Annotated in this window: 18 protein-coding genes; 7 read left to right on the top strand and 11 right to left on the bottom strand. The window is 60.5% G+C overall.

The features are described 5' to 3' along the window. Positions 1-30: 30 nt before the first annotated feature. The 6 genes from AC07S6_RS23395 to gcl form a co-directional block, all read right to left on the bottom strand. Positions 31-906 (bottom strand): urea transporter, encoded by an 876-nt coding sequence (locus AC07S6_RS23395; RefSeq protein WP_197883864.1) that lies wholly within the window; start codon positions 904-906, stop codon positions 31-33. Between the two features lie 131 nt (positions 907-1,037). Further along, positions 1,038-2,453, bottom strand: coding sequence for a pyruvate kinase (gene pyk, locus AC07S6_RS23390; protein ID WP_014717715.1), 1,416 nt, complete (start codon positions 2,451-2,453; stop codon positions 1,038-1,040). Then, positions 2,443-3,723 carry a glycerate kinase type-2 family protein gene (locus AC07S6_RS23385; protein ID WP_259038217.1) on the bottom strand — a complete coding sequence of 427 codons (1,281 nt, stop codon included), beginning with the start codon at positions 3,721-3,723 and terminating at the stop codon, positions 2,443-2,445. The genes pyk and AC07S6_RS23385 overlap by 11 nt, the downstream gene beginning before the upstream one ends. Before the next feature lie 157 nt (positions 3,724-3,880). Continuing rightward, positions 3,881-4,771, bottom strand: a complete 891-nt coding sequence (locus AC07S6_RS23380; protein ID WP_034135176.1) for a 2-hydroxy-3-oxopropionate reductase — start codon at positions 4,769-4,771, stop codon at positions 3,881-3,883. A 128-nt stretch (positions 4,772-4,899) separates the two neighbouring features. Next, on the bottom strand, positions 4,900-5,682 hold the full coding sequence (gene hyi / locus AC07S6_RS23375) for a hydroxypyruvate isomerase (RefSeq protein WP_014717718.1): 783 nt from the start codon (positions 5,680-5,682) through the stop codon (positions 4,900-4,902). Between the two features lie 10 nt (positions 5,683-5,692). Next, positions 5,693-7,468 (bottom strand): glyoxylate carboligase, encoded by a 1,776-nt coding sequence (gcl, locus tag AC07S6_RS23370; protein ID WP_003189987.1) that lies wholly within the window; start codon positions 7,466-7,468, stop codon positions 5,693-5,695. Between the two features lie 256 nt (positions 7,469-7,724). On the opposite strand from gcl, the gene AC07S6_RS23365 reads away from it, so the two are divergent. After that, on the top strand, positions 7,725-8,165 hold the full coding sequence (locus AC07S6_RS23365; protein ID WP_020302584.1) for a GlcG/HbpS family heme-binding protein: 441 nt from the start codon (positions 7,725-7,727) through the stop codon (positions 8,163-8,165). Between the two features lie 110 nt (positions 8,166-8,275). Here the strand turns inward: AC07S6_RS23365 and AC07S6_RS23360 are convergent, their stop codons facing one another. Both AC07S6_RS23360 and AC07S6_RS23355 read right to left on the bottom strand, forming a co-directional pair. Continuing rightward, complete coding sequence (locus AC07S6_RS23360) at positions 8,276-8,734, bottom strand: REP-associated tyrosine transposase (RefSeq protein ID WP_078467014.1); 459 nt, start codon at positions 8,732-8,734, stop codon at positions 8,276-8,278. A 212-nt stretch (positions 8,735-8,946) separates the two neighbouring features. After that, positions 8,947-9,552, bottom strand: a complete 606-nt coding sequence (locus AC07S6_RS23355; RefSeq protein WP_014717721.1) for a TetR/AcrR family transcriptional regulator — start codon at positions 9,550-9,552, stop codon at positions 8,947-8,949. A gap of 134 nt (positions 9,553-9,686) precedes the next feature. Between AC07S6_RS23355 and AC07S6_RS23350 the strand changes: the two genes are divergently transcribed. After that, positions 9,687-10,601, top strand: coding sequence for a DUF808 domain-containing protein (locus tag AC07S6_RS23350; protein WP_495113155.1), 915 nt, complete (start codon positions 9,687-9,689; stop codon positions 10,599-10,601). Positions 10,602-10,734: 133 nt separating this feature from the next. Then, the gene (locus tag AC07S6_RS23345; protein WP_161906352.1) at positions 10,735-11,109 is read left to right on the top strand and encodes a DUF805 domain-containing protein; all 375 of its coding nucleotides are present in this window, start codon (positions 10,735-10,737) and stop codon (positions 11,107-11,109) included. A 63-nt stretch (positions 11,110-11,172) separates the two neighbouring features. Here the strand turns inward: AC07S6_RS23345 and AC07S6_RS23340 are convergent, their stop codons facing one another. After that, complete coding sequence (locus tag AC07S6_RS23340; protein ID WP_054898378.1) at positions 11,173-11,961, bottom strand: MlaA family lipoprotein; 789 nt, start codon at positions 11,959-11,961, stop codon at positions 11,173-11,175. Then, positions 11,954-13,252, bottom strand: a complete 1,299-nt coding sequence (locus AC07S6_RS23335; RefSeq protein ID WP_034135177.1) for a serine/threonine protein kinase — start codon at positions 13,250-13,252, stop codon at positions 11,954-11,956. The genes AC07S6_RS23340 and AC07S6_RS23335 overlap by 8 nt, the downstream gene beginning before the upstream one ends. Positions 13,253-13,485: 233 nt before the next feature. Here AC07S6_RS23335 and AC07S6_RS23330 point away from each other — a divergent pair, with 233 nt between their 5' ends. Then, on the top strand, positions 13,486-13,854 hold the full coding sequence (locus AC07S6_RS23330; RefSeq protein ID WP_014717724.1) for a hypothetical protein: 369 nt from the start codon (positions 13,486-13,488) through the stop codon (positions 13,852-13,854). Positions 13,855-13,960: 106 nt separating this feature from the next. Here the strand turns inward: AC07S6_RS23330 and AC07S6_RS23325 are convergent, their stop codons facing one another. Then, positions 13,961-15,514, bottom strand: coding sequence for a glycoside hydrolase family 17 protein (locus AC07S6_RS23325; protein ID WP_495113154.1), 1,554 nt, complete (start codon positions 15,512-15,514; stop codon positions 13,961-13,963). 332 nt (positions 15,515-15,846) lie between these two features. Between AC07S6_RS23325 and AC07S6_RS23320 the strand changes: the two genes are divergently transcribed. The 3 genes from AC07S6_RS23320 (at position 15,847) to AC07S6_RS23310 (ending at position 18,897) form a co-directional block, all read left to right on the top strand. Continuing rightward, positions 15,847-16,698: a glycine betaine ABC transporter substrate-binding protein gene (locus AC07S6_RS23320; RefSeq protein WP_003233255.1), complete on the top strand. Its 852-nt coding sequence runs from the start codon at positions 15,847-15,849 to the stop codon at positions 16,696-16,698. Between the two features lie 232 nt (positions 16,699-16,930). Next, the gene (locus AC07S6_RS23315; RefSeq protein WP_003190001.1) at positions 16,931-17,242 is read left to right on the top strand and encodes a DUF485 domain-containing protein; all 312 of its coding nucleotides are present in this window, start codon (positions 16,931-16,933) and stop codon (positions 17,240-17,242) included. Next, positions 17,239-18,897 (top strand): cation acetate symporter, encoded by a 1,659-nt coding sequence (locus AC07S6_RS23310; protein ID WP_014717727.1) that lies wholly within the window; start codon positions 17,239-17,241, stop codon positions 18,895-18,897. Before AC07S6_RS23315 ends, AC07S6_RS23310 begins: the two co-directional genes overlap by 4 nt. Positions 18,898-19,036: the final 139 nt, after the last annotated feature.

Genomic DNA, 19,036 nt, shown 5'->3' with positions numbered 1-19,036 from the left:
AACCCTGCCTGAAACGAATATCGAGCAAGCCTAGGGCGATTCGAACGGGCTGTCCATGTGAGGCTTGTGCAGCATTCGCTGACCGGCGCGCACCAGCCAGCACGCCAGGATAAACGGCGCGGTCAGCGCGGGCAGGTGCAGGGCGGCGAAGCCTGGGGTGAGCAGGATGGCCAGGCCGATACCCAGCAGTGGCAACCAAGGCTGGCGACGCGACGAGCACAGGGCCACGGCGGCCAGCGCGGGGTTATAGCTGTGCAGGCCTAGCAGAGCGCCAGTGGCGTCGTTCAACCACAGGCCGGCCAGCATGCCGAGAGTGGCGCCGCCCAAGGCCCACGCGACGGCGCGACGGTCGGCCAGCAGCAAGCCCAAGGCGATCAGCACACCCGCCAGGGGCTGGTCCAGCAGCATGATTTGCCCAAGGCCGGTGAAGGGCGCGGCCAGTATAGCGACAGTGTCGGGCTCGCTCAGCGCAAGAGTGTTCTGCGGGACCTGGCCGAGCAGCAACCAGCCCAGCCCAACAAAGGGCGCGGTGTACGCTGGCAAATCCAGGGGTTGGGTCGCGTGTTTCAACCAGTGCCGGGTGAGGATGGCACTCAAGCCGCCGCACGCCAGGATCAGCGGCGGCACCAGCGCCGACCAGGCAAAGTGCTGGCTGATCAACAGGCCCAGCAATACGCCGTTGTAGCTATACAGCCCGGCCTGGCGCTCGGCCTTGGGATACCCCCGGCGCTGGGCCGTGAGCAACCCTGCGACACCTCCCAGCAAGGCACCGCCGAGCAACGCCGGGGCGCCGATCAGGATCGCCAGCAGGCACAGCAGGCCGCACAGCGGGTGGCGCTGCAGGAAGATTTGGCTGAAGCCGTTGAGCAGGGCTTCGGCCCAGTCGGGGCAGGTTGGGTTGTGCATTTGGGTTGAGTCAATAAGACCGAGTTGCCCTCCTCGCAGGCAAGCCAGCTCCCACATTTGATTGATGTTCGACATGCAAACTCGATCAAATGTGGGAGCCGGACTTGCCCGCGATGAGGCCCTGACAGGCGCTAAATCAGCGTCTCTATACGCAGCGAATTGGTGGACCCCGGCTGCCCGAACGGCACCCCTGCGGTAATCACCAAGGTATCGCCACGCTGCGCCATGCCCTGGGCCTGGGCAATTTCCAGCGCGGTGGAACACACCTCATCCACCTGGCGCAGCCGATCATTGACCACCGAGTGCACGCCCCACGCCACGCTCAGGCGCCGCGCCGTGGATAGGTTGGGCGTGAGGTTGAGGATCGGCGCCACGGGCCGCTCCCGTGCCGCGCGCAAGCTGGAACTGCCGGACTCGCTGTAGTTCACCAGCACCGCCACCGGCAGGATGCTGCTGATGCGGCGGATCGCGCAGCTGATGGCGTCCGACACCGTGGCATCTGCCTTGGGCCGGCTGACATCCAACTGTGCCTGGTAGTCTGGGCCGTTTTCCACCTGGCGGATGATCTTGCTCATCATCTGCACCGCTTCCAGCGGGTACTCGCCCGAGGCGGTTTCGGCCGACAGCATCACCGCGTCCGCACCTTCAGCCACCGCATTGGCGACATCGGTGACTTCGGCGCGGGTGGGTGCTGGCGAGAAGCGCATGGATTCGAGCATCTGCGTGGCCACCACCACCGGCTTACCCAGTTGACGGCAGGTGCTGATGATGTCTTTCTGGATCTGCGGCACGCTCTCGGCCGGCACTTCCACGCCCAAATCACCCCGGGCCACCATGATCGCGTCGCTCAGTTCGGCGATTTCGCGCAGCCGTTGCACCGCTGACGGCTTTTCGATCTTGGCCATCAAAAACGCCTTATCACCAATCAGCTCGCGGGCTTCGCGGATGTCTTCCGGGCGCTGCACAAACGACAGCGCCACCCAGTCCACACCCAGCTCCAGGCCGAAGCTCAGGTCGCGGCGGTCCTTGGCGGTGAGTGGGCTCAGTTCCAACAGCGCTTGTGGGACGTTCACACCTTTACGGTCAGACAGTTCGCCGCCATTGAGCACGGTGGTGTCGATGGCGTCGGCATGCTTGGTGATCACGCGCAGGCGCAGCTTGCCGTCGTCGAGCAGCAGGTCCATGCCCGGCTCCAGGGCCGCGATGATTTCCGGGTGGGGCAGGTTGACCCGGCGTTGGTCCCCCAAAGTTTCATCCAGGTCCAGGCGCAGGGCCTGGCCGCGTACGAGCTGCACCTTGCCTTCGGCAAAGCGTCCCACCCGCAGCTTCGGCCCTTGCAGGTCCATGAGGATACCGAGCGGGTAGTTGAGCTGGCGCTCGACCTGGCGAATCCACTGGTAGCGCTGGGCATGGTCGGCGTGGTCGCCGTGGCTGAAGTTGAGACGGAAGATATTTACCCCGGCCTCCACCAGCTCGCGGATGTCGTCGATACCGTCGGTGGCCGGGCCCAGGGTGGCGAGGATTTTGACCTTCTTGTCAGGCGTCATGGTTGGCAGTCTCAAGGATCAGGATGGCGCGGAAGTCGTTGACGTTGGTGCGCGTCGGCTCGGTGACGATCAAGTCGCCCAGGGCGGCGAAATAGCCGTAGCCGTTGTTGTTGTCCAGCTCATCACTGGCCGACAGGCCCAGGGCTTCGGCACGGCGGTAGCTGCAGGGGGTCATGATCGCGCCGGCGTTGTCTTCTGAACCGTCGATGCCATCGGTATCGCCGGCCAGGGCGTACACGCCGGGCAGGCCCTTGAGGCTGTCGGTGAGGCTCAAGAGGAATTCCGCGTTGCGTCCGCCACGGCCGTCGCCGCGTACGGTGACGGTGGTTTCGCCTCCCGAAAGGATCACGCACGGCGCCGCCAGTGGCTGGCCGTGCTGCACGATCTGGCGGGCGATGCCGGCGTGTACCTTGGCCACATCGCGGGCTTCGCCTTCCAGATCACCGAGGATCAGCGGGCTGAAACCGGCCTGGCGCACTTTTACTGCTACCGCTTCCAGGGATTGCTGCGGGCGGGCGATCAATTGGAAGTGGCTGCGGGCAAGCACCGGGTCGCCGGGCTTGACGGTTTCCGAGGCCGGGTTCTTCAACCAACTGCGCACCGAAGCGGGGGCGTCGATGTGGTAACGCTTGAGGATCGCCAGGGCCTGTTGTGAGGTGCTCGGGTCACCGACGGTCGGGCCCGAGGCAATCACCGTGGCCTGGTCGCCCGGTACATCGGAGATCGCGTAGGTGTACACCGTGGCCGGCCACGCAGCCTTGGCCAACCGACCGCCCTTGATCGCCGAGAGGTGCTTGCGCACGCAATTCATCTCGCCAATGGTGGCGCCGGATTTAAGCAGGGCTTTGTTGATGGCTTGCTTGTCCGCCAGGGTGATGCCCTCGGCGGGCAGGGCGAGTAGTGCCGAGCCACCGCCGGAGAGCAGGAAGATCACGCGGTCGTCTTCACCCAGATGGCTGATCAGTTCCAGCACGCGCTGGGCCACGGCCAGGCCGGCCGCATCCGGCACCGGATGGGCGGCTTCGACCACTTCGATTTTTTTGCATGGCGCGCCATGGCCGTAGCGGGTGACCACCAGGCCCGAGACCTCGCCCTGCCAACAGTCTTCGACGACCAGTGCCATGGCGGCCGCGGCTTTGCCGGCGCCGATCACGATCACACGGCCACTGCGGTCGGCAGGCAGGTAGGGTTCAAGGACTTGCCGGGGGTGGGCGGCGTCGATGGCTGTGGCAAACAGCTCGCGAAGCAGGTGTTGCGGATCGACCGACATAAGCGGGCTCCCGGGGGATTCTTGTTATTAGAGGTGCAGCGATCGTTCCCACGCTCTGCGTGGGAATGCAGTCCGGGACGCTCTGCGCCCAAAGCGTGACGCGGAGCGTCACAAGAGGCATTCCCACGCGGAGCGTGGGAACGATCAGCGGTGTGGGTTATTTATCGCGAATCGAGAAATTCGCCATATGCTCCAGGCCCTTGATCAGCGCCGAGTGGTCCCAGTTGCCGCCGCCAATTGCCGTGCAGGTGCTGAACACTTGCTGGGTGCCGGCGGTGTTCGGCAGGTTGATCCCCAGTTCCTTGGCACCGGCCAGCGCCAGGTTCAGGTCCTTCTGGTGCAGGTTGATGCGGAAACCCGGATCGAAGGTGCCCTTGATCATGCGCTCGCCGTGCACTTCCAGGATCTTGGACGATGCAAAGCCACCCATCAGCGCTTCACGCACTTTGGCCGGGTCGGCGCCGTTTTTGGAGGCGAACAGCAACGCTTCGGCCACCGCCTGGATGTTCAGCGCGACGATGATCTGGTTGGCCACCTTGGCGGTCTGGCCATCGCCATTGCCGCCTACCAGGGTGATGTTTTTGCCCATGCTCTGGAACAGCGGCAACGCGCGTTCGAACGTCTGCGGTTCGCCGCCGACCATGATGCTCAAGGTGCCGGCCTTGGCACCGACTTCACCACCGGACACCGGTGCGTCCAGGTACTGCGCGCCGGCCTGGTTGACCTTGGCGGCGAATGCTTTGGTCGCAGTAGGGGAGATCGAGCTCATGTCGATCACCACCTTGTTCGGTGACAGGCCCGCAGCCACGCCGTCGGCGCGAAACAGCACGTCATCGACTTGAGGGGTGTCGGGCACCATGACGATGATGAACTCGGCTTCCTGGGCCACTTGTTGCGGGTTGGCCAGCGCCACGGCGCCGGCGCTGATCAGTTCAGCCGGAGCCTTGCCGTGATGTTCGGAGAGAAACAGTTGATGGCCTGCTTTCTGCAGGTTGGCGGCCATGGGTTGGCCCATGATGCCGGTGCCGATGAATCCGATTTTAGCCATGATCAAAATCCTCGTTTAATGTGGGAGCTGGCTTGCCTGCGATGGCATTACCTGGGTATGCCTGATACAGCGAGGTGTCCGCATCGCTGGCAAGCCAGCTCCCACATTGTTTTGTGTTGTGTCAGTTGTCAGATGGCGTTATGGGTTTTGAGCCAGCCCAAACCCGCCTCGGTAGTGGTCAACGGCTTGTACTCACAGCCGACCCAACCCGCGTAACCAATGCGGTCCAGATGCTCGAACAGGAAGCGGTAGTTGATCTCACCGGTACCTGGCTCGTTGCGCCCTGGGTTGTCCGCCAGTTGAATGTGGTTGATCTCGCCCAGGTGCGCCGCCATGGTCCGCGCCAGGTCGCCTTCCATGATTTGCATGTGGTAGATGTCGTATTGCAGGAACAGATTGGCGCTGCCCACTTGCTCGCGAATCGACAGGGCCTGCGCCGTGTTGTTGAGGTAGAAGCCGGGAATGTCGCGGGTGTTGATCATCTCCATCACCAGCTTGATACCCGCCGCCTGCAGCTTCTCTGCGGCGTACTTGAGGTTGGCGACAAAGGTCTTTTCCACGGTCTCGTCATCAACGCCCTGGGGCCGGATACCCGCCAGGCAGTTGACCTGGGTGTTGCCCAAGACCTGGGCATAGGCGATTGCCAGTTTGACCCCGGCACGGAACTCCTCGACCCGGTCCGGGTGGCAAGCCAGGCCGCGCTCGCCCTTGGCCCAGTCACCGGCAGGCAGGTTGAACAACACCTGGGTCAGGCCGTTGGCGTCCAACTGCGCCTTGATGTCGGCAGAGCTGAACTCATACGGGAAGAGGTACTCCACGCCCTGGAAGCCGGCATCGGCAGCCGCTTTGAAGCGGGCAAGGAAATCCTGTTCGGTAAACAGCATGGACAGGTTGGCAGCAAAGCGCGGCATAGGGTTCTCCTTAATCGAGCAGGGAAATGGCAGTCGGCGCGTCGTTGCCGACCAGGGCCAGGTCTTCGAATTCATTGACGGCGTTGATCTCGGTGCCCATGGAAATATTGGTCACCCGCTCCAGAATAATCTCAACGATCACCGGCACCTTGAATTCTTCGATCATCTCTTGGGCGCGGCGCAAGGCTGGTTGGATCTGGCCTGGCTCGAACACACGCAGGGCCTTGCAGCCCAAGCCCTCGGCAACCGCCACATGGTCGACGCCATAGCCGTTGAGTTCGGGGGCGTTGAGGTTGTCGAAGGACAGCTGCACGCAGTAGTCCATCTCGAACCCACGCTGGGCCTGGCGGATCAGGCCCAGGTATGAGTTGTTCACTACCACATGGATGTACGGCAGCTTGAACTGTGCGCCCACCGCCAGTTCTTCGATCATGAACTGGAAGTCATAGTCGCCCGACAAGGCCACCACTTTGCGGCTCGGGTCGGCCTTGACCACGCCCAGCGCCGCGGGAATGGTCCAGCCCAGTGGGCCAGCCTGGCCGCAGTTGATCCAGTGGCGTGGCTTGTACACATGCAAGAATTGCGCGCCGGCAATCTGCGACAGGCCGATGGTGCTGACGTAGCAGGTGTCTTTTCCGAACACCTGGTTCATCTCTTCGTACACGCGTTGCGGCTTGACCGGCACGTTGTCGAAGTGAGTCTTGCGGTGCAGGGTGGCCTTGCGCTGTTGGCAGTCATGCAACCAGGCACTGCGGTCCTTGAGCTTGCCGGCGGCTTTCCACTCGCGGGCCACTTCAATGAACATCGTCAGCGCGGAGCCGGCGTCAGAAACGATGCCCAGGTCCGGCGTGAACACGCGGCCAATCTGGGTCGGTTCGATGTCGACGTGAATGAATTTACGGCCCTCGGTGTACACCTCGACCGACCCGGTGTGACGGTTGGCCCAGCGGTTGCCGATGCCCAGCACCACGTCCGACTTGAGCATCGTCGCGTTGCCGTAGCGGTGCGAGGTTTGCAGGCCGACCATGCCCACCATCAGCGGATGGTCGTCCGGGATAGTGCCCCAGCCCATCAGGGTCGGGATCACCGGGATGCCGGTCAGCTCAGCGAACTCCACCAGCAACTCGCTGGCGTCGGCGTTGATCACGCCGCCACCGCTCACCAGCAATGGGCGTTCGGCTGCGTCGAGCAGAGCCAGGGCTTTTTCCACTTGCACACGGGTCGCCAGCGGCTTGGCCAGAGGCAGCGGCTGGTAGGCGTCGATGTCGAATTCGATCTCGGCCATCTGTACGTCGAACGGCAGGTCGATCAACACCGGGCCGGGGCGGCCGGAGCGCATTTCATAGAAGGCCTTCTGGAACGCGTAAGGCACTTGGCCGGGTTCCAGCACCGTGGTTGCCCACTTGGTCACCGGCTTGACGATGCTGGTGATGTCCACGGCCTGGAAGTCTTCCTTGTGCATCCGGGCGCGAGGGGCTTGGCCGGTAATGCACAGGATCGGGATCGAGTCGGCCGAGGCGCTATACAGGCCGGTGACCATGTCGGTACCCGCCGGGCCCGATGTGCCGATGCACACGCCGATATTGCCGGCCTTGGTGCGGGTGTAGCCCTCGGCCATGTGCGAGGCGCCTTCAACGTGGCGAGCAAGGACGTGATCGATGCCACCCACCTTCTGCAAGGCCGAATACAGCGGGTTGATCGCGGCGCCTGGGATACCGAAGGCGGTATCCACACCTTCACGGCGCATCACCAGGACGGCGGCTTCGATTGCTCTCATTTTGCTCATGGTTTTGGTGCCTCTTGCGTTTTGTAATTGTATACAAGTGGTGTCTGTCCAAAGTGTATTCACGGCGAGCGGCGTTGGTCAATGCCTTTCGTAAACTGACCTTTGCGTTCGTCGGAAGCGCTTTTTTCGACGTATGGAGCCTTTGTTGGAAAATATTGTATACAAAAACAAATATCATTGTGTTCTATTTGTGTGATCGAGCATCTGATCAAACAGACCTCACCGCGTTACCCATAACAAGATAAGGACGGCACCTATGAGCGCTTTAACCTTGAAACTCGCCACCCAACTGGCCACCCAGGCCCTTACTGCAGGCCGCACCATTTCGGCTGCGCCACTGACCATCGCCGTGCTCGACAGCGGCGGCCACCTGGTCACCCTGCAACGCGAAGACGGCGCCAGCCTGCTACGCCCGCAAATCGCCATCGGCAAAGCCTGGGGCGCCATTGCCCTGGGCAAGGGTTCACGTTTGCTGGCGCTGGACGCCCAACAGCGCCCGGCGTTTATCGCGGCGTTGAACAGCCTGGGGCAGGGCAGCGTCGTGCCGGCGCCGGGTGGGGTGTTGATTCGGGATCAGAGCGGCATGGTGCTGGGTGCGATCGGGATCAGCGGGGACACGTCCGATATTGACGAGCAGTGTGCGATCACGGCGATAGAGGGAGTGGGGTTGATGGCGGATGCGGGGGTGTCGGCTTGATTCGAGGCTGATGGATCGGGCCTCTTCGCGAGCTAGCCCGCTCCCACAGGGGAATGCGTTCCAAATGTGGGAGCGGGCTTGCTCGCGAAAGCGGCGCCTCGGTCTTGGCGCTATACCCAAACTGCATCCCACAGCGGATAGTCGCCAATCCGCTTTACCAGCCCAGCTCTCAGGGGATTGGCAACCACATACCTGGCCATTTTTACCAAGTCATCTTCTTTGCGCAGGGCCCGGTCATGAAAGCTGGTTTGCCACAGTCGGCCCTTGCGGCCAGTAGCGCCGTTTACGCTACGGGTACTTTTGGATTTCACCTGACACATCAGATCTCCCAGCGAGCCTTGTTGCAGTTCGATCAGCCAGTGGAAGTGGTCGGGCATCACCACCCAAGCCAGAGAGTGTGCCAACCTTTGGTATTGGGCGAGTCTGAATTGCCAGACGACCAAGCGACCCAGATGAAAGTCATTGAACATCGGCACACGTTCATGGGTGTTGGTGGTGATCAGATAGATGCGGTTGGACTCGCTGAATCTGCCGATACGCAGGCGGTGTGATGTAGCTCGATCAGGCATTCCTTGGCCTCTCTTCAGATGGGGTTCTGAGAGGCTAGATCTCGGTGGCTGAGACTGATCTATAGACTTTTGGCAGGATGTGTCTGGGAGGGCGCTTTCGCGAGCAAGCCCGCTCCCACAGGGGGGGTGTGCGGTATATACAATGTGTTTCTGGCGCTGCGCCTACCTGTGGGAGCGGGCTTGCTCGCGAATGGTACAGGCGCCGCGGTGTATCAATCCGGCTCACACCCCTTGAGCACCAACCGAATAATCGTCTGCGCCGCCGCCTCATAATCGGCCTCATCCAGCTTGGCCTTGCCGGTTACCGCCGAGATCTGCCAGTCGAAATCGGCATAGGTCTGGGTGGCTGCCCAGATGCTGAACATCAGGTGGTTGGGGTCAATTGCTGCGATCAGGCCACGGTCAACCCAGCTCTGGATGCAGTCGATATTGTGCTTGGCCTGGGCATTGAGCTGTTCAACCTGGTCGGTGCTCAGGTGTGGGGCGCCGTGCATGATTTCGCTGGCGAACACCTTGGAGGCAAACGGCAGGTCGCGGGAGATGCGGATTTTGGAGCGGATATAGTTGCTCAACACTTCCTTGGGCTCGCCTTCGGGGTTGAACGGCGTGGAGGCGGCCAGGATCGGCTCGATAATGCTTTCGAGCACCTCGCGGTAAAGGTTGTCCTTGGATTTGAAGTAGTAATAGACGTTGGGCTTGGGCAGCCCGGCCTTGGCGGCGATGTCGCTGGTTTTGGTCGCGGCGAAGCCTTTGTCGGCAAACTCCTCGCTCGCCGCCCGCAGGATTTTTTCTTTGTTGCGCTCGCGAATGCTGCTCATAAACCAGACGTTTCCTTGCCATGACAGGCGGTTGCGCATGGTAGCACCGGCCATCCGCAAGCCTCAACAATCTGCCCGCAAGGCCTTGCGCCGCGCTATGCTCGCGCCATCTCTCTCTAACGGAAGTCCGGTTCATGGCAGGAAGCAGCTTGTTGGTGTTGATCGACGATATCGCGGCGGTACTCGATGACGTCGCGCTGATGACCAAAATGGCCGCCAAGAAGACATCGGGCGTGCTGGGCGATGACCTTGCACTGAACGCCCAGCAGGTCTCCGGCGTGCGCGCCGAGCGAGAAATCCCGGTGGTGTGGGCGGTGGCCAAGGGCTCGTTTATCAACAAGCTGATCCTGGTGCCGACGGCCCTGTTGATCAGCGCCTTTGCACCCTGGGCGGTAATACCGCTGTTGATGCTCGGCGGCGCCTACCTGTGTTTCGAGGGCTTCGAAAAACTCGCGCACAAATTCCTGCACAGCAAGGCTGAAGATCAAGCCGAACACGCACAGTTGGCTGAAGCGATGGCCGACCCGGCAACCGATCTGGTGGCATTCGAGAAAGACAAGATCAAGGGCGCGATCCGTACCGACTTTATTCTTTCCGCCGAAATCATTGCCATCACCCTCGGCATCGTCGCCGACGCGCAGCTCACGCAGCAGGTGATCGTGCTGTCGGGTATCGCCATTGTCATGACCATCGGCGTATATGGATTGGTGGCCGGTATCGTCAAGCTCGACGACCTGGGGCTGTGGCTGACGCAGAAGCCGGGCCAGGTGGCGCGCAGCATTGGTGGCGCGATTCTGAGTGCGGCCCCCTACATGATGAAGAGCCTGTCAGTGATCGGCACGGCGGCGATGTTTATGGTCGGTGGTGGCATTCTCACCCATGGCGTGCCCGTGGTGCATCACTGGATCGAAACGGTAAGCCAAAGCATGGGGGCTCTGGCATGGTTGATGCCGACGGTGGTCAATGCGCTGGCGGGGATTGTTGCAGGGGCTTTGGTGCTGATCGTTGTCCAAGCAGTCGGCAAGGTATGGCGAACAGCTAGGCGCTGATGAGTTCGCATTGATTGCAGGTTGAAACACTGTTTAAGTTTAATCCTACAGCCCGATTTTCCATGCATTTATAGGATGCGTCGCGCTTCTTCATGTGAAGTGGCGCGAAAAATGGATCGATAAGGGGTTAAGGATGAACTGGTGTTTTCAAGCAATAAAAAACTATGCCAAGTTCAGTGGGCGAGCCTGCAGAAGGGAATATTGGGCGTTTGTAGTGATGGACATCATGCTGATTTGGGGCTCTATATTGATAGCGTACTTAGCGGAGGTTCTCTCGAGTCCGTGGTTTATCGTTCCATTTGGGTTTTACGTCTTGTTCATGATCCCCCCTGCGGTTTCAGTGACATTCCGCAGGCTTCATGATGTGAACATTACGGGGGCGTATGCACTTTGGTTTTTGATACCGGTCGTTGGTTTTATAATGGTGTCCGTCCGCCTATTCACCCAAGGCGATAAGGGGGAGAACGATTATGGCTTGCCTCCAATTACAGAGTTTCTATCTGAGTAAGTGAGCAAAATCAATGCAATAAAAAAGGCCATTCAATCGAATGGCCTTTTTGATCGCTGCGGTTTACTCGGCAATCTGCAACTTGCGCGATTCGGTGTAGATATACCGCACCTTCTCATACTCGAACGGCGAGTTCATCTGGCCGTAGCGGAAGCTGGTCTGGTAGCGCTTGTCCACGGCACGCAGGGCCCAGACTTCCGGATGGTTGGAGCTGACTTCGGATACGTTGAGGAAGTTGATCTGCGATTCTGCGCTGTAGTCCACCAGCAGGCCGCCGGTGTCACGCAGGTTCGACGGGCCGAAGATCGGCAGCATCACATAGGCGCCACCCGGTACACCGTAGAAGCCCAGGGTCTGGCCGAAGTCTTCGCTCTGGCGCGGCAGGCCCATGGCGGTGGCCGGGTCCCACAGGCCCGCGATGCCAATGGTGGTGTTGACCAGCAGGCGCCCGGTGGTTTCCAGCGAGCGGTGGCCCTTGAGCTGCAACAAGCTGTTCATCAGGTTGGGCACATCGCCCAGGTTGTTGAAGAAGTTGCTCACGCCGGTGCGCAGAAAGCTCGGCGTAACATAGCGGTAACCGTTCACCACCGGCAGGAACACCCACTGGTCGAAGCGATAGTTGAAGTGGTACACGCGGCGGTTCCACGACTCCAGTGGGTCGTAGACGTTGAGCGCGGTGAGCGTGGAACGCTCGAATTCGCGCTGGTCCAAGCCTGGGTTGAACTTGAGCTTGGTCAGCGGCTCCTTGAAGCCGTCGGCATCGACCTTGACGGGTTCCTGGGCCTTGCTGTTGTCGGCATTGGCCACGCCTGCGCACATCAGTGCGGCGAGCAGCAGAAGATATTTAGCCACGGAAGAACTCCAGCATGGCGTCGGCGTTGACGCGGTAATTGAGGTTGCCGCAGTGGCCGCCCAGCGGGTAGACGGTCAAGCGATCGCCGAAGGTTTTACGCAGGAAACCCAGGTCGCCAGGGCCGAGGATCACATCGTCGGCATTATGCATCACGGCGATTTTCGGGCTGTCGCGCAGGTAGTCCTTGAGGGCGTACAAGCTGACCTGATCGATCAGTTGCAGCAGGCTGCCGCCATCGGAACGAGCGCGCCACATCGGGATCACTTGTTCGGTGAGGTAGCAGTCGAAGTCACACTGCAGGGCACGCTTGAGGAACGGCGTGAGGCTGGTGCCTTCGGTGATCGGGTACTTGGGCGGAATGATCAGGCCACGGCGGTTGATCAAGTCCGAAGTGAAGGCAATGTCAGCGGCCGAGAAGCGGAACGAGGTGCCGATCAGCATGGCCATCTGTTCGTTGGTCAGGTGCTGCTTGGACTGCTGGAAGTCATAAAGCAGGGCATCGTTGAGGTCGATGTAGCCTTTTTGCTGGAAGTAACGCGTCAGTTTGCTCAGCACCAACTCATAGAAGGTGGTGCTGTTGTTGATGCCCTTGACCTCGGTCTGTACCAGCTTGTCGAGGTTGGTGATCGAGGTGTAGAGGTTGACCGGCGGGTTGAGCAGCAGCACTTTCTTGAAGTTGAAGCTGCGGCGGGTCTCATCCAGCTTGCTGACAAACGCCGCATCCAGGGCGCCCAGGCTGTAGCCGGTGAGGTAGAAATCGGTCACGGGCAACGAGGCGTTCTGCGCGCGTACGGCTTGCATCACGCGGTACATGTCTTCGGCGTCTTCCTGGGTGATGCCCGGGGTGGCGAAGCGCGAAGCGGCGCTGATGAAGTCGAAGCTGGTTGGCGAGGAGAGCTGCACCACATGGTAGCCGGCCTGGTAATACAGCTTTTTCAGGTATTCGTTGATGCTGCTGTCAAAGCGTGCACCGGTGCCGGCGATCAGGAAGATCAAAGGCGCGGCGCGGTCCTGCTTGGCAATGCGGTAGGTGAGTTTCTTCACCGCCCAGAAATTGTCTGGCAGGCTGAACTCGCGCTCGGGGCGCATCGTCAGGGTGTAGTCGGACTGGTTGATCTCGTCGTCTGTCGGCAGGGTGGGCCGCAGATCGGGAGGTGTGGTGGCGATGGTCGCTTCGAACGGGTTGGTCAAAGGGTAGCCATAGCTGGCTTGGTCGATATCGACGGCCAGTGCTGACGCACTCAAAAATAGGCTGCCCAGCAAGGCAGCACAGCGCAAGGAACGGAGCATGACTTAATCCCTAAGAGGAACGGGCTGAATGAAGTTCGCAGGCTATGACCACCGCCTTGTCACCGAAGTGCCAGCACTCGGCACGAAAAGTCGGAAAAAACGTCGGAATCGGGGTAATAGTAGCGAGACGATACACTTTGCCATGCATTGTTGAACAGATATCTGCGCGAACACCTTGCTAACGGCCGCCGTGGGATTAAGCTGGGCGCCGTTTTTGCCTATCGGAGTGCCCCATGTCCCGTCGTTTGCCGTTGATCCTGCTGCTTATTGCCCTGCCGTTATGGCTGGCCGCCAGTTATGCCGCACGCTACGGCTTCATGGAGGATGGGCAGTGGGTTGGCATCTGCGCTGATGAGGCCAGCCGCTGGGAATGCCAGGTGCGTTCGAACCTGGGTTTGATGATCCATTTCAAGCTGCTGGGGTGGGCGGCGTTGATCACTTCGGTGCTGGGCTTTTTTGTACCGGGGCGTGCGGGGTGGGCGTTGGCGGTGGTGGGGTTGGTGTTCGGGTTGCCGGCGCTGGCGCTGTACAACACGACGTTTGCGGTGTTCGCGGTGGTGATTGCGGGGTTGCGGTTGGTCAGGAAGCCGCGCGGCGCCTGATGTGGCCTCATCGCAGGCAAGCCAGCTCCCACATTTGACCGTGCTCACAGATAGAAATGTGTGAACCCAATCAACGGTGGGAGCTGGCTTGCCTGCGATAGCGGTGTCAAGCCTTGCGCACTCGCAAGCAACGCCACAAAGCCGCAACCATCAGCACGCTGACCACTGCCCAACCCCAGGCCTGCTGATTCAATAGCCCTTCGCGGTACAACTGCGGCGCAACGCCGGCACCGATGATAAAGGCCAGCAACGCAATCTCCCGACGCGGCCCGGTCACCGGGCGTATCAGGTACACCAGGGCCGGCAACACCAGCGCTGCGCTCGGGAAGCTGCGATAGCGCGGGTCAAACACCAGCGCCAGCATCATCACCGCACCGGCAAACCCGGCGATTGCCATCAGCCAGCCGGCGCGTTGCTCCAGCCAGTTGAACGCTCGCTCACGCCACCCCTCACGGGCGCCGAGGGTCAGGGCGGCGTGGGCCAACACCAACAGGTTCAAGACCACCAGCAAGCCTGCCCATACCCATTCATCGCTGAAGCGCGCGGTAACGCGGGTCAGTTCGGCCCAACTGCCGATGGAGCACGCTGCGACGGCCCCTAGCAACGGCAGTATTAATGCAGAGCGAGTGCTGCGAACGCGGCCGCCGACCACCAGGGTGCCTAGCAGGATGAGCCCGCCGACGCCCAGCCACATCGGCCAGTACGGCACATTGGTCACCGGGCCGGCGAGGATGCCTTTGTCCTGACGGTCTGCATCGAACAGCCCCCAGTAACCGCCCACAGCCCCTTCGCTCGCACGTTTCCATGGCTGGTCAAAGGCTTCTATCAGGTTGTAGCGCCAGCCATTGGCTTCGGCCATGGCCACGAAACCGCGCATGAACCTGGCTTCATTGACCCGGCTGGGCACGGCGGTTTCGCGCTGGCGGCCTTCGCTGGGCCAGCCGGTTTCGCCGATCACGATGTCCTTGGGCGCGAATTTATGGCCGAAGGTCTGGCGCACATCGCTCACGTGCTTGAGCGCCTGGTCGATGCCGGACGGCTCATCTTCCCAATACGGCAACAGGTGAATGGTCAGGAAGTCCACCGCCGGCTCGATTTCCGGGTGTTGCAACCAGAACTCCCAGACATCGGCATAGGTGACGGGCTGCTTGATCTGGCTTTTAACCTGATGGATTAGCGCCACCAGTTGCTTGGCAGTGACTTCCTTGCGCAGCAGGGCTTCGTTGCCGACGATCACCGAGGTCACCACGTCCGGGCTGGCGTTGGCCGCCGCGATCAACTCGTTGATCTCTTTTTTGGTCGCCACGGGGTCGCTGCTGACCCAGGCCCCGGCCATCACTTTCAACCCATGCTTGCGCGCCATGTCCGGCAGGGCCTCCAGGCCGGTCATGGAGTAGGTGCGAATGCATTCAAAGCGCGTAGCCAGTAGTGCCAGGTCGGCGTCCATGCGCTCGGGGCGCAGCGTGAACGGTTGGTCGAATGGGGATTGGTCTTTGTCGAACGGTGTGTAGGACGCACATTGCAGCTTATGGCTGGCGCTGGCGACGTCTGGCAACACCACGGGCCGGCCGAGGCCGTACCAGTAGCCGACAAGGGCAAGCACGCCGAGGATCAAGGCGAAGAAATAGGGCAGGGCAGGGAAGCGGGCAATCGCGGGCATGGTCGGCTTATCTGGGGGAGCAAAGGCGCGCATCTTACCCGGATTTGCCGCAGCCCTGTGGGGCTGCATAATTTTGACATGCAAACTTCGGGCGGGATTCTGGCGATAACGCCTACAAAGCATCCTGCTGGCGATGTGATGTCGTTTCCTGCTCAACCAAGGTCGCTGACAGAGCAGGGCAAATGCCTACGCAGGTTGAAGATAAAACTGTCAGTACTCCACTGATGCCTCAGCAACCGGATCGATGCGCGTGAAGGGGGCGCGGTGCACCCTATAACAACAGTTTGACGTCGCTCGGCATCCGTCGGGCGCAGCACTTTCGGGGAAGTACTATGAAGATGCGACGACTCTTGGGCGCAGCTGCCACTCTGGTAGTTGCGATGGGCTCCACACTGGCCAGTGCCGACAGCAAGACCCTGAGCATCGGCTACGTGGACGGCTGGTCCGACAGCGTGGCCACTACTCATGTGGCGGCAGAGGTGATCAAGCAAAAGCTCGGCTACGACGTAAAACTGCAAGCGGTTGCCACCGGGATCATGTGGCAGGGCGTCGCCACCGGCAAACTCGATGCCATGCTTTCCGCCTGGCTACCTGTAACCCACGGTGAATACTGGACCAAGAACAAGGACAAGGTGGTCGACTACGGCCCCAACTTCAAGGACGCCAAGATCGGCCTGATCGTGCCGGAGTACGTCAAGGCCAAGTCCATCGAAGACCTCAAGACCGATACCACCTTCAAGAACAAGATCGTCGGCATCGACGCCGGTTCAGGCGTAATGCTCAAGACCGACGAAGCTATCAAGCAATATGGCCTGGACTACAAACTGCAAGCCAGCTCGGGTGCGGCGATGATTGCCGAACTGACCCGCGCCGAAGACAAGCAGGAGTCGATTGCGGTCACCGGTTGGGTACCGCACTGGATGTTCGCCAAGTGGAAACTGCGTTTCCTGGACGACCCAAAAGGGATTTATGGTGCTGCTGAAACCGTCAACAGCATCGGCAGCAAGGGCCTGGAGAAGAAAGCGCCGGAAGTCGCAGCCTTCCTGAAGAAATTCCAGTGGGCCTCCAAGGATGAAATCGGTGAAGTCATGCTGGCGATTCAAGAAGGCGCCAAGCCGGACGCCGCGGCCAAGGACTGGGTAGCCAAGCACCCCGAGCGCGTTGCCGAATGGACCGCTAAATAACCCCGCCCCAATTGTAGGAGCGAGCTTGCTCGCGAAGAACGCACAGGCACCGCGATCATCCAGAATGAACGCGTTATCGTTGACGTTTTTCGCGAGCAAGCTCGCTCCTACGCTTTTTACAAATCCTCGCTAAGCTCGATCTACTACTAAGGTCGTCTGGAACCCATTGCGCAGCCGCATACAGTGGATACGTTCCAAAATAATAAAAAGCTGTGCTGCGAGGATAAAAACAATGAACGACAGCATTTACCTCTCGATTCAAAACAGCCCGCGTTTCAAGGAGCTGGTCAGGAAAAGGGAAAGGTTCGCCTGGATACTCTCGGCGATCATGCTAGGGCTTTACTCCGCTTTCATCCTGTTGATTGCCTACGGGCCACAAGTGCTGGGGGCCAAGATCAGCCCCGGTTCCTCGATTACCTGGGGCATTCCCCTGGGCGTCGGGCTGATTGTGTCGGCCTTCATTCTCACCGGCATCTACGTGCGTCGGGCCAACGGCGAATTTGACGACCTGAACAATGCGATTCTCAAGGAGGCTGCGCAATGATCCGGCGTCTATTGGCTCTATTCGGTGCTTCGCTGTTGGCTCCTGCCGTTTGGGCGGCGGACGCATTGACCGGTGAAGTGCACAAGCAACCGCTGAACATCTCGGCCATTGTGATGTTCGTCGCGTTTGTCGGCGCCACCCTGTGCATCACTTATTGGGCGTCCAAGCGCAACAAGTCGGCGGCGGACTACTATGCGGCGGGCGGCAAGATCACCGGTTTCCAGAACGGTCTGGCGATTGCCGGTGACTACATGTCGGCGGCGTCCTTCCTGGGGATTTCCGCGCTGGTGTTCACCTCCGGTTACGACGGCTTGATCTACTCGATCGGCTTCCTTGTGGGCTGGCCGATCATTCTGTTCCTGATCGCCGAGCGCTTGCGTAACCTGGGCAAATACACCTTTGCCGACGTGGCGTCCTATCGCCTGGGGCAAACCCAGATCCGCAGCCTGTCGGCGTGTGGCTCGCTGGTGGTGGTGGCGTTCTACCTGATCGCGCAGATGGTTGGCGCGGGCAAGCTGATCCAGCTGCTGTTTGGCCTTGATTACCATGTGGCGGTGATCCTGGTGGGTATCCTGATGTGCCTGTACGTGCTGTTCGGCGGCATGTTGGCGACCACCTGGGTGCAGATCATCAAGGCGGTACTGTTGCTGTCCGGTGCCTCGTTCATGGCGCTGATGGTGATGAAGCACGTCAACTTCGACTTCAACATGCTGTTCTCCGAGGCGATCAAGGTTCACCCCAAAGGTGAAGCGATCATGAGCCCCGGCGGCCTGGTGAAGGACCCGATCTCGGCATTCTCCCTGGGCCTGGCACTGATGTTTGGTACTGCTGGCCTGCCGCACATCCTGATGCGCTTCTTCACGGTAAGCGACGCCAAGGAAGCGCGTAAGAGCGTGCTGTACGCAACCGGCTTCATCGGCTACTTCTATATCCTGACCTTCATCATCGGTTTCGGCGCGATCCTGCTGGTCAGCACCAACCCGGCGTTCAAGGATGCAGCAGGCGCCTTGCTCGGTGGTAACAACATGGCGGCGGTGCACCTGGCCAACGCGGTGGGTGGCAGTATCTTCCTGGGCTTCATCTCGGCCGTGGCGTTTGCCACCATCCTGGCGGTGGTTGCCGGCTTGACCCTGGCGGGTGCTTCGGCGGTGTCCCATGACCTGTATGCCAGCGTGATCAAGAAAGGCAAAGCCAACGAGAAAGATGAGATTCGCGTGTCGAAGATCACCACCGTAGCCTTGGGTGTATTGGCCATCGGCCTGGGTATCCTGTTCGAAAGCCAGAACATTGCGTTCATGGTCGGCCTGGCGTTCTCTATCGCTGCCAGCTGTAACTTCCCGGTGCTGCTGCTTTCCATGTACTGGAAAAACCTCACCACCCGTGGTGCCATGATCGGCGGTTGGCTGGGCTTGATCAGCGCCGTAGGCCTGATGATCCTCGGTCCGACCATCTGGGTGTCGATCCTGCATCATGAAAAGGCGATCTTCCCGTACGAGTACCCGGCGCTGTTCTCGATGATCATTGCGTTCGTCGGCATCTGGTTCTTCTCCATCACCGACAAGTCGGCGGCGGCAGAGAAAGAGCGTGCGCTGTACTTCCCACAGTTTGTGCGTTCGCAGACTGGCCTGGGGGCGAGTGGGGCGGTTAATCACTAAGTCGTCAGTTGCATAAGAGATACCCCGGTCGCAAGGCCGGGGTATTTTTTTGCCTGGGCTGGCCTTATCGCGGGCGAGCCCGGCTCCCACACTGGGCCGTGTCCTTTTGTTGGAATGCGGTCCAATGTGGGAGCTGGCT

The sequence above is a fragment of the Pseudomonas sp. GW821-FHT07B01 genome (genome assembly GCF_059419065.1).
This window is presented reverse-complemented; position numbering and strand designations above follow the sequence as displayed.

Coding starts and splice junctions, on each gene's coding strand:
- AC07S6_RS23395 (WP_197883864.1), bottom strand. CDS start 906: ATGCACAACCCAACCTGCCCCGACTGGGCCGAAGCCCTGCTCAACGGC.
- pyk (WP_014717715.1), bottom strand. CDS start 2,453: ATGACGCCTGACAAGAAGGTCAAAATCCTCGCCACCCTGGGCCCGGCC.
- AC07S6_RS23385 (WP_259038217.1), bottom strand. CDS start 3,723: ATGTCGGTCGATCCGCAACACCTGCTTCGCGAGCTGTTTGCCACAGCC.
- AC07S6_RS23380 (WP_034135176.1), bottom strand. CDS start 4,771: ATGGCTAAAATCGGATTCATCGGCACCGGCATCATGGGCCAACCCATG.
- hyi (WP_014717718.1), bottom strand. CDS start 5,682: ATGCCGCGCTTTGCTGCCAACCTGTCCATGCTGTTTACCGAACAGGAT.
- gcl (WP_003189987.1), bottom strand. CDS start 7,468: ATGAGCAAAATGAGAGCAATCGAAGCCGCCGTCCTGGTGATGCGCCGT.
- AC07S6_RS23365 (WP_020302584.1), top strand. CDS start 7,725: ATGAGCGCTTTAACCTTGAAACTCGCCACCCAACTGGCCACCCAGGCC.
- AC07S6_RS23360 (WP_078467014.1), bottom strand. CDS start 8,734: ATGCCTGATCGAGCTACATCACACCGCCTGCGTATCGGCAGATTCAGC.
- AC07S6_RS23355 (WP_014717721.1), bottom strand. CDS start 9,552: ATGAGCAGCATTCGCGAGCGCAACAAAGAAAAAATCCTGCGGGCGGCG.
- AC07S6_RS23350 (WP_495113155.1), top strand. CDS start 9,687: ATGGCAGGAAGCAGCTTGTTGGTGTTGATCGACGATATCGCGGCGGTA.
- AC07S6_RS23345 (WP_161906352.1), top strand. CDS start 10,735: ATGAACTGGTGTTTTCAAGCAATAAAAAACTATGCCAAGTTCAGTGGG.
- AC07S6_RS23335 (WP_034135177.1), bottom strand. CDS start 13,252: ATGCTCCGTTCCTTGCGCTGTGCTGCCTTGCTGGGCAGCCTATTTTTG.
- AC07S6_RS23330 (WP_014717724.1), top strand. CDS start 13,486: ATGTCCCGTCGTTTGCCGTTGATCCTGCTGCTTATTGCCCTGCCGTTA.
- AC07S6_RS23325 (WP_495113154.1), bottom strand. CDS start 15,514: ATGCCCGCGATTGCCCGCTTCCCTGCCCTGCCCTATTTCTTCGCCTTG.
- AC07S6_RS23320 (WP_003233255.1), top strand. CDS start 15,847: ATGAAGATGCGACGACTCTTGGGCGCAGCTGCCACTCTGGTAGTTGCG.
- AC07S6_RS23315 (WP_003190001.1), top strand. CDS start 16,931: ATGAACGACAGCATTTACCTCTCGATTCAAAACAGCCCGCGTTTCAAG.
- AC07S6_RS23310 (WP_014717727.1), top strand. CDS start 17,239: ATGATCCGGCGTCTATTGGCTCTATTCGGTGCTTCGCTGTTGGCTCCT.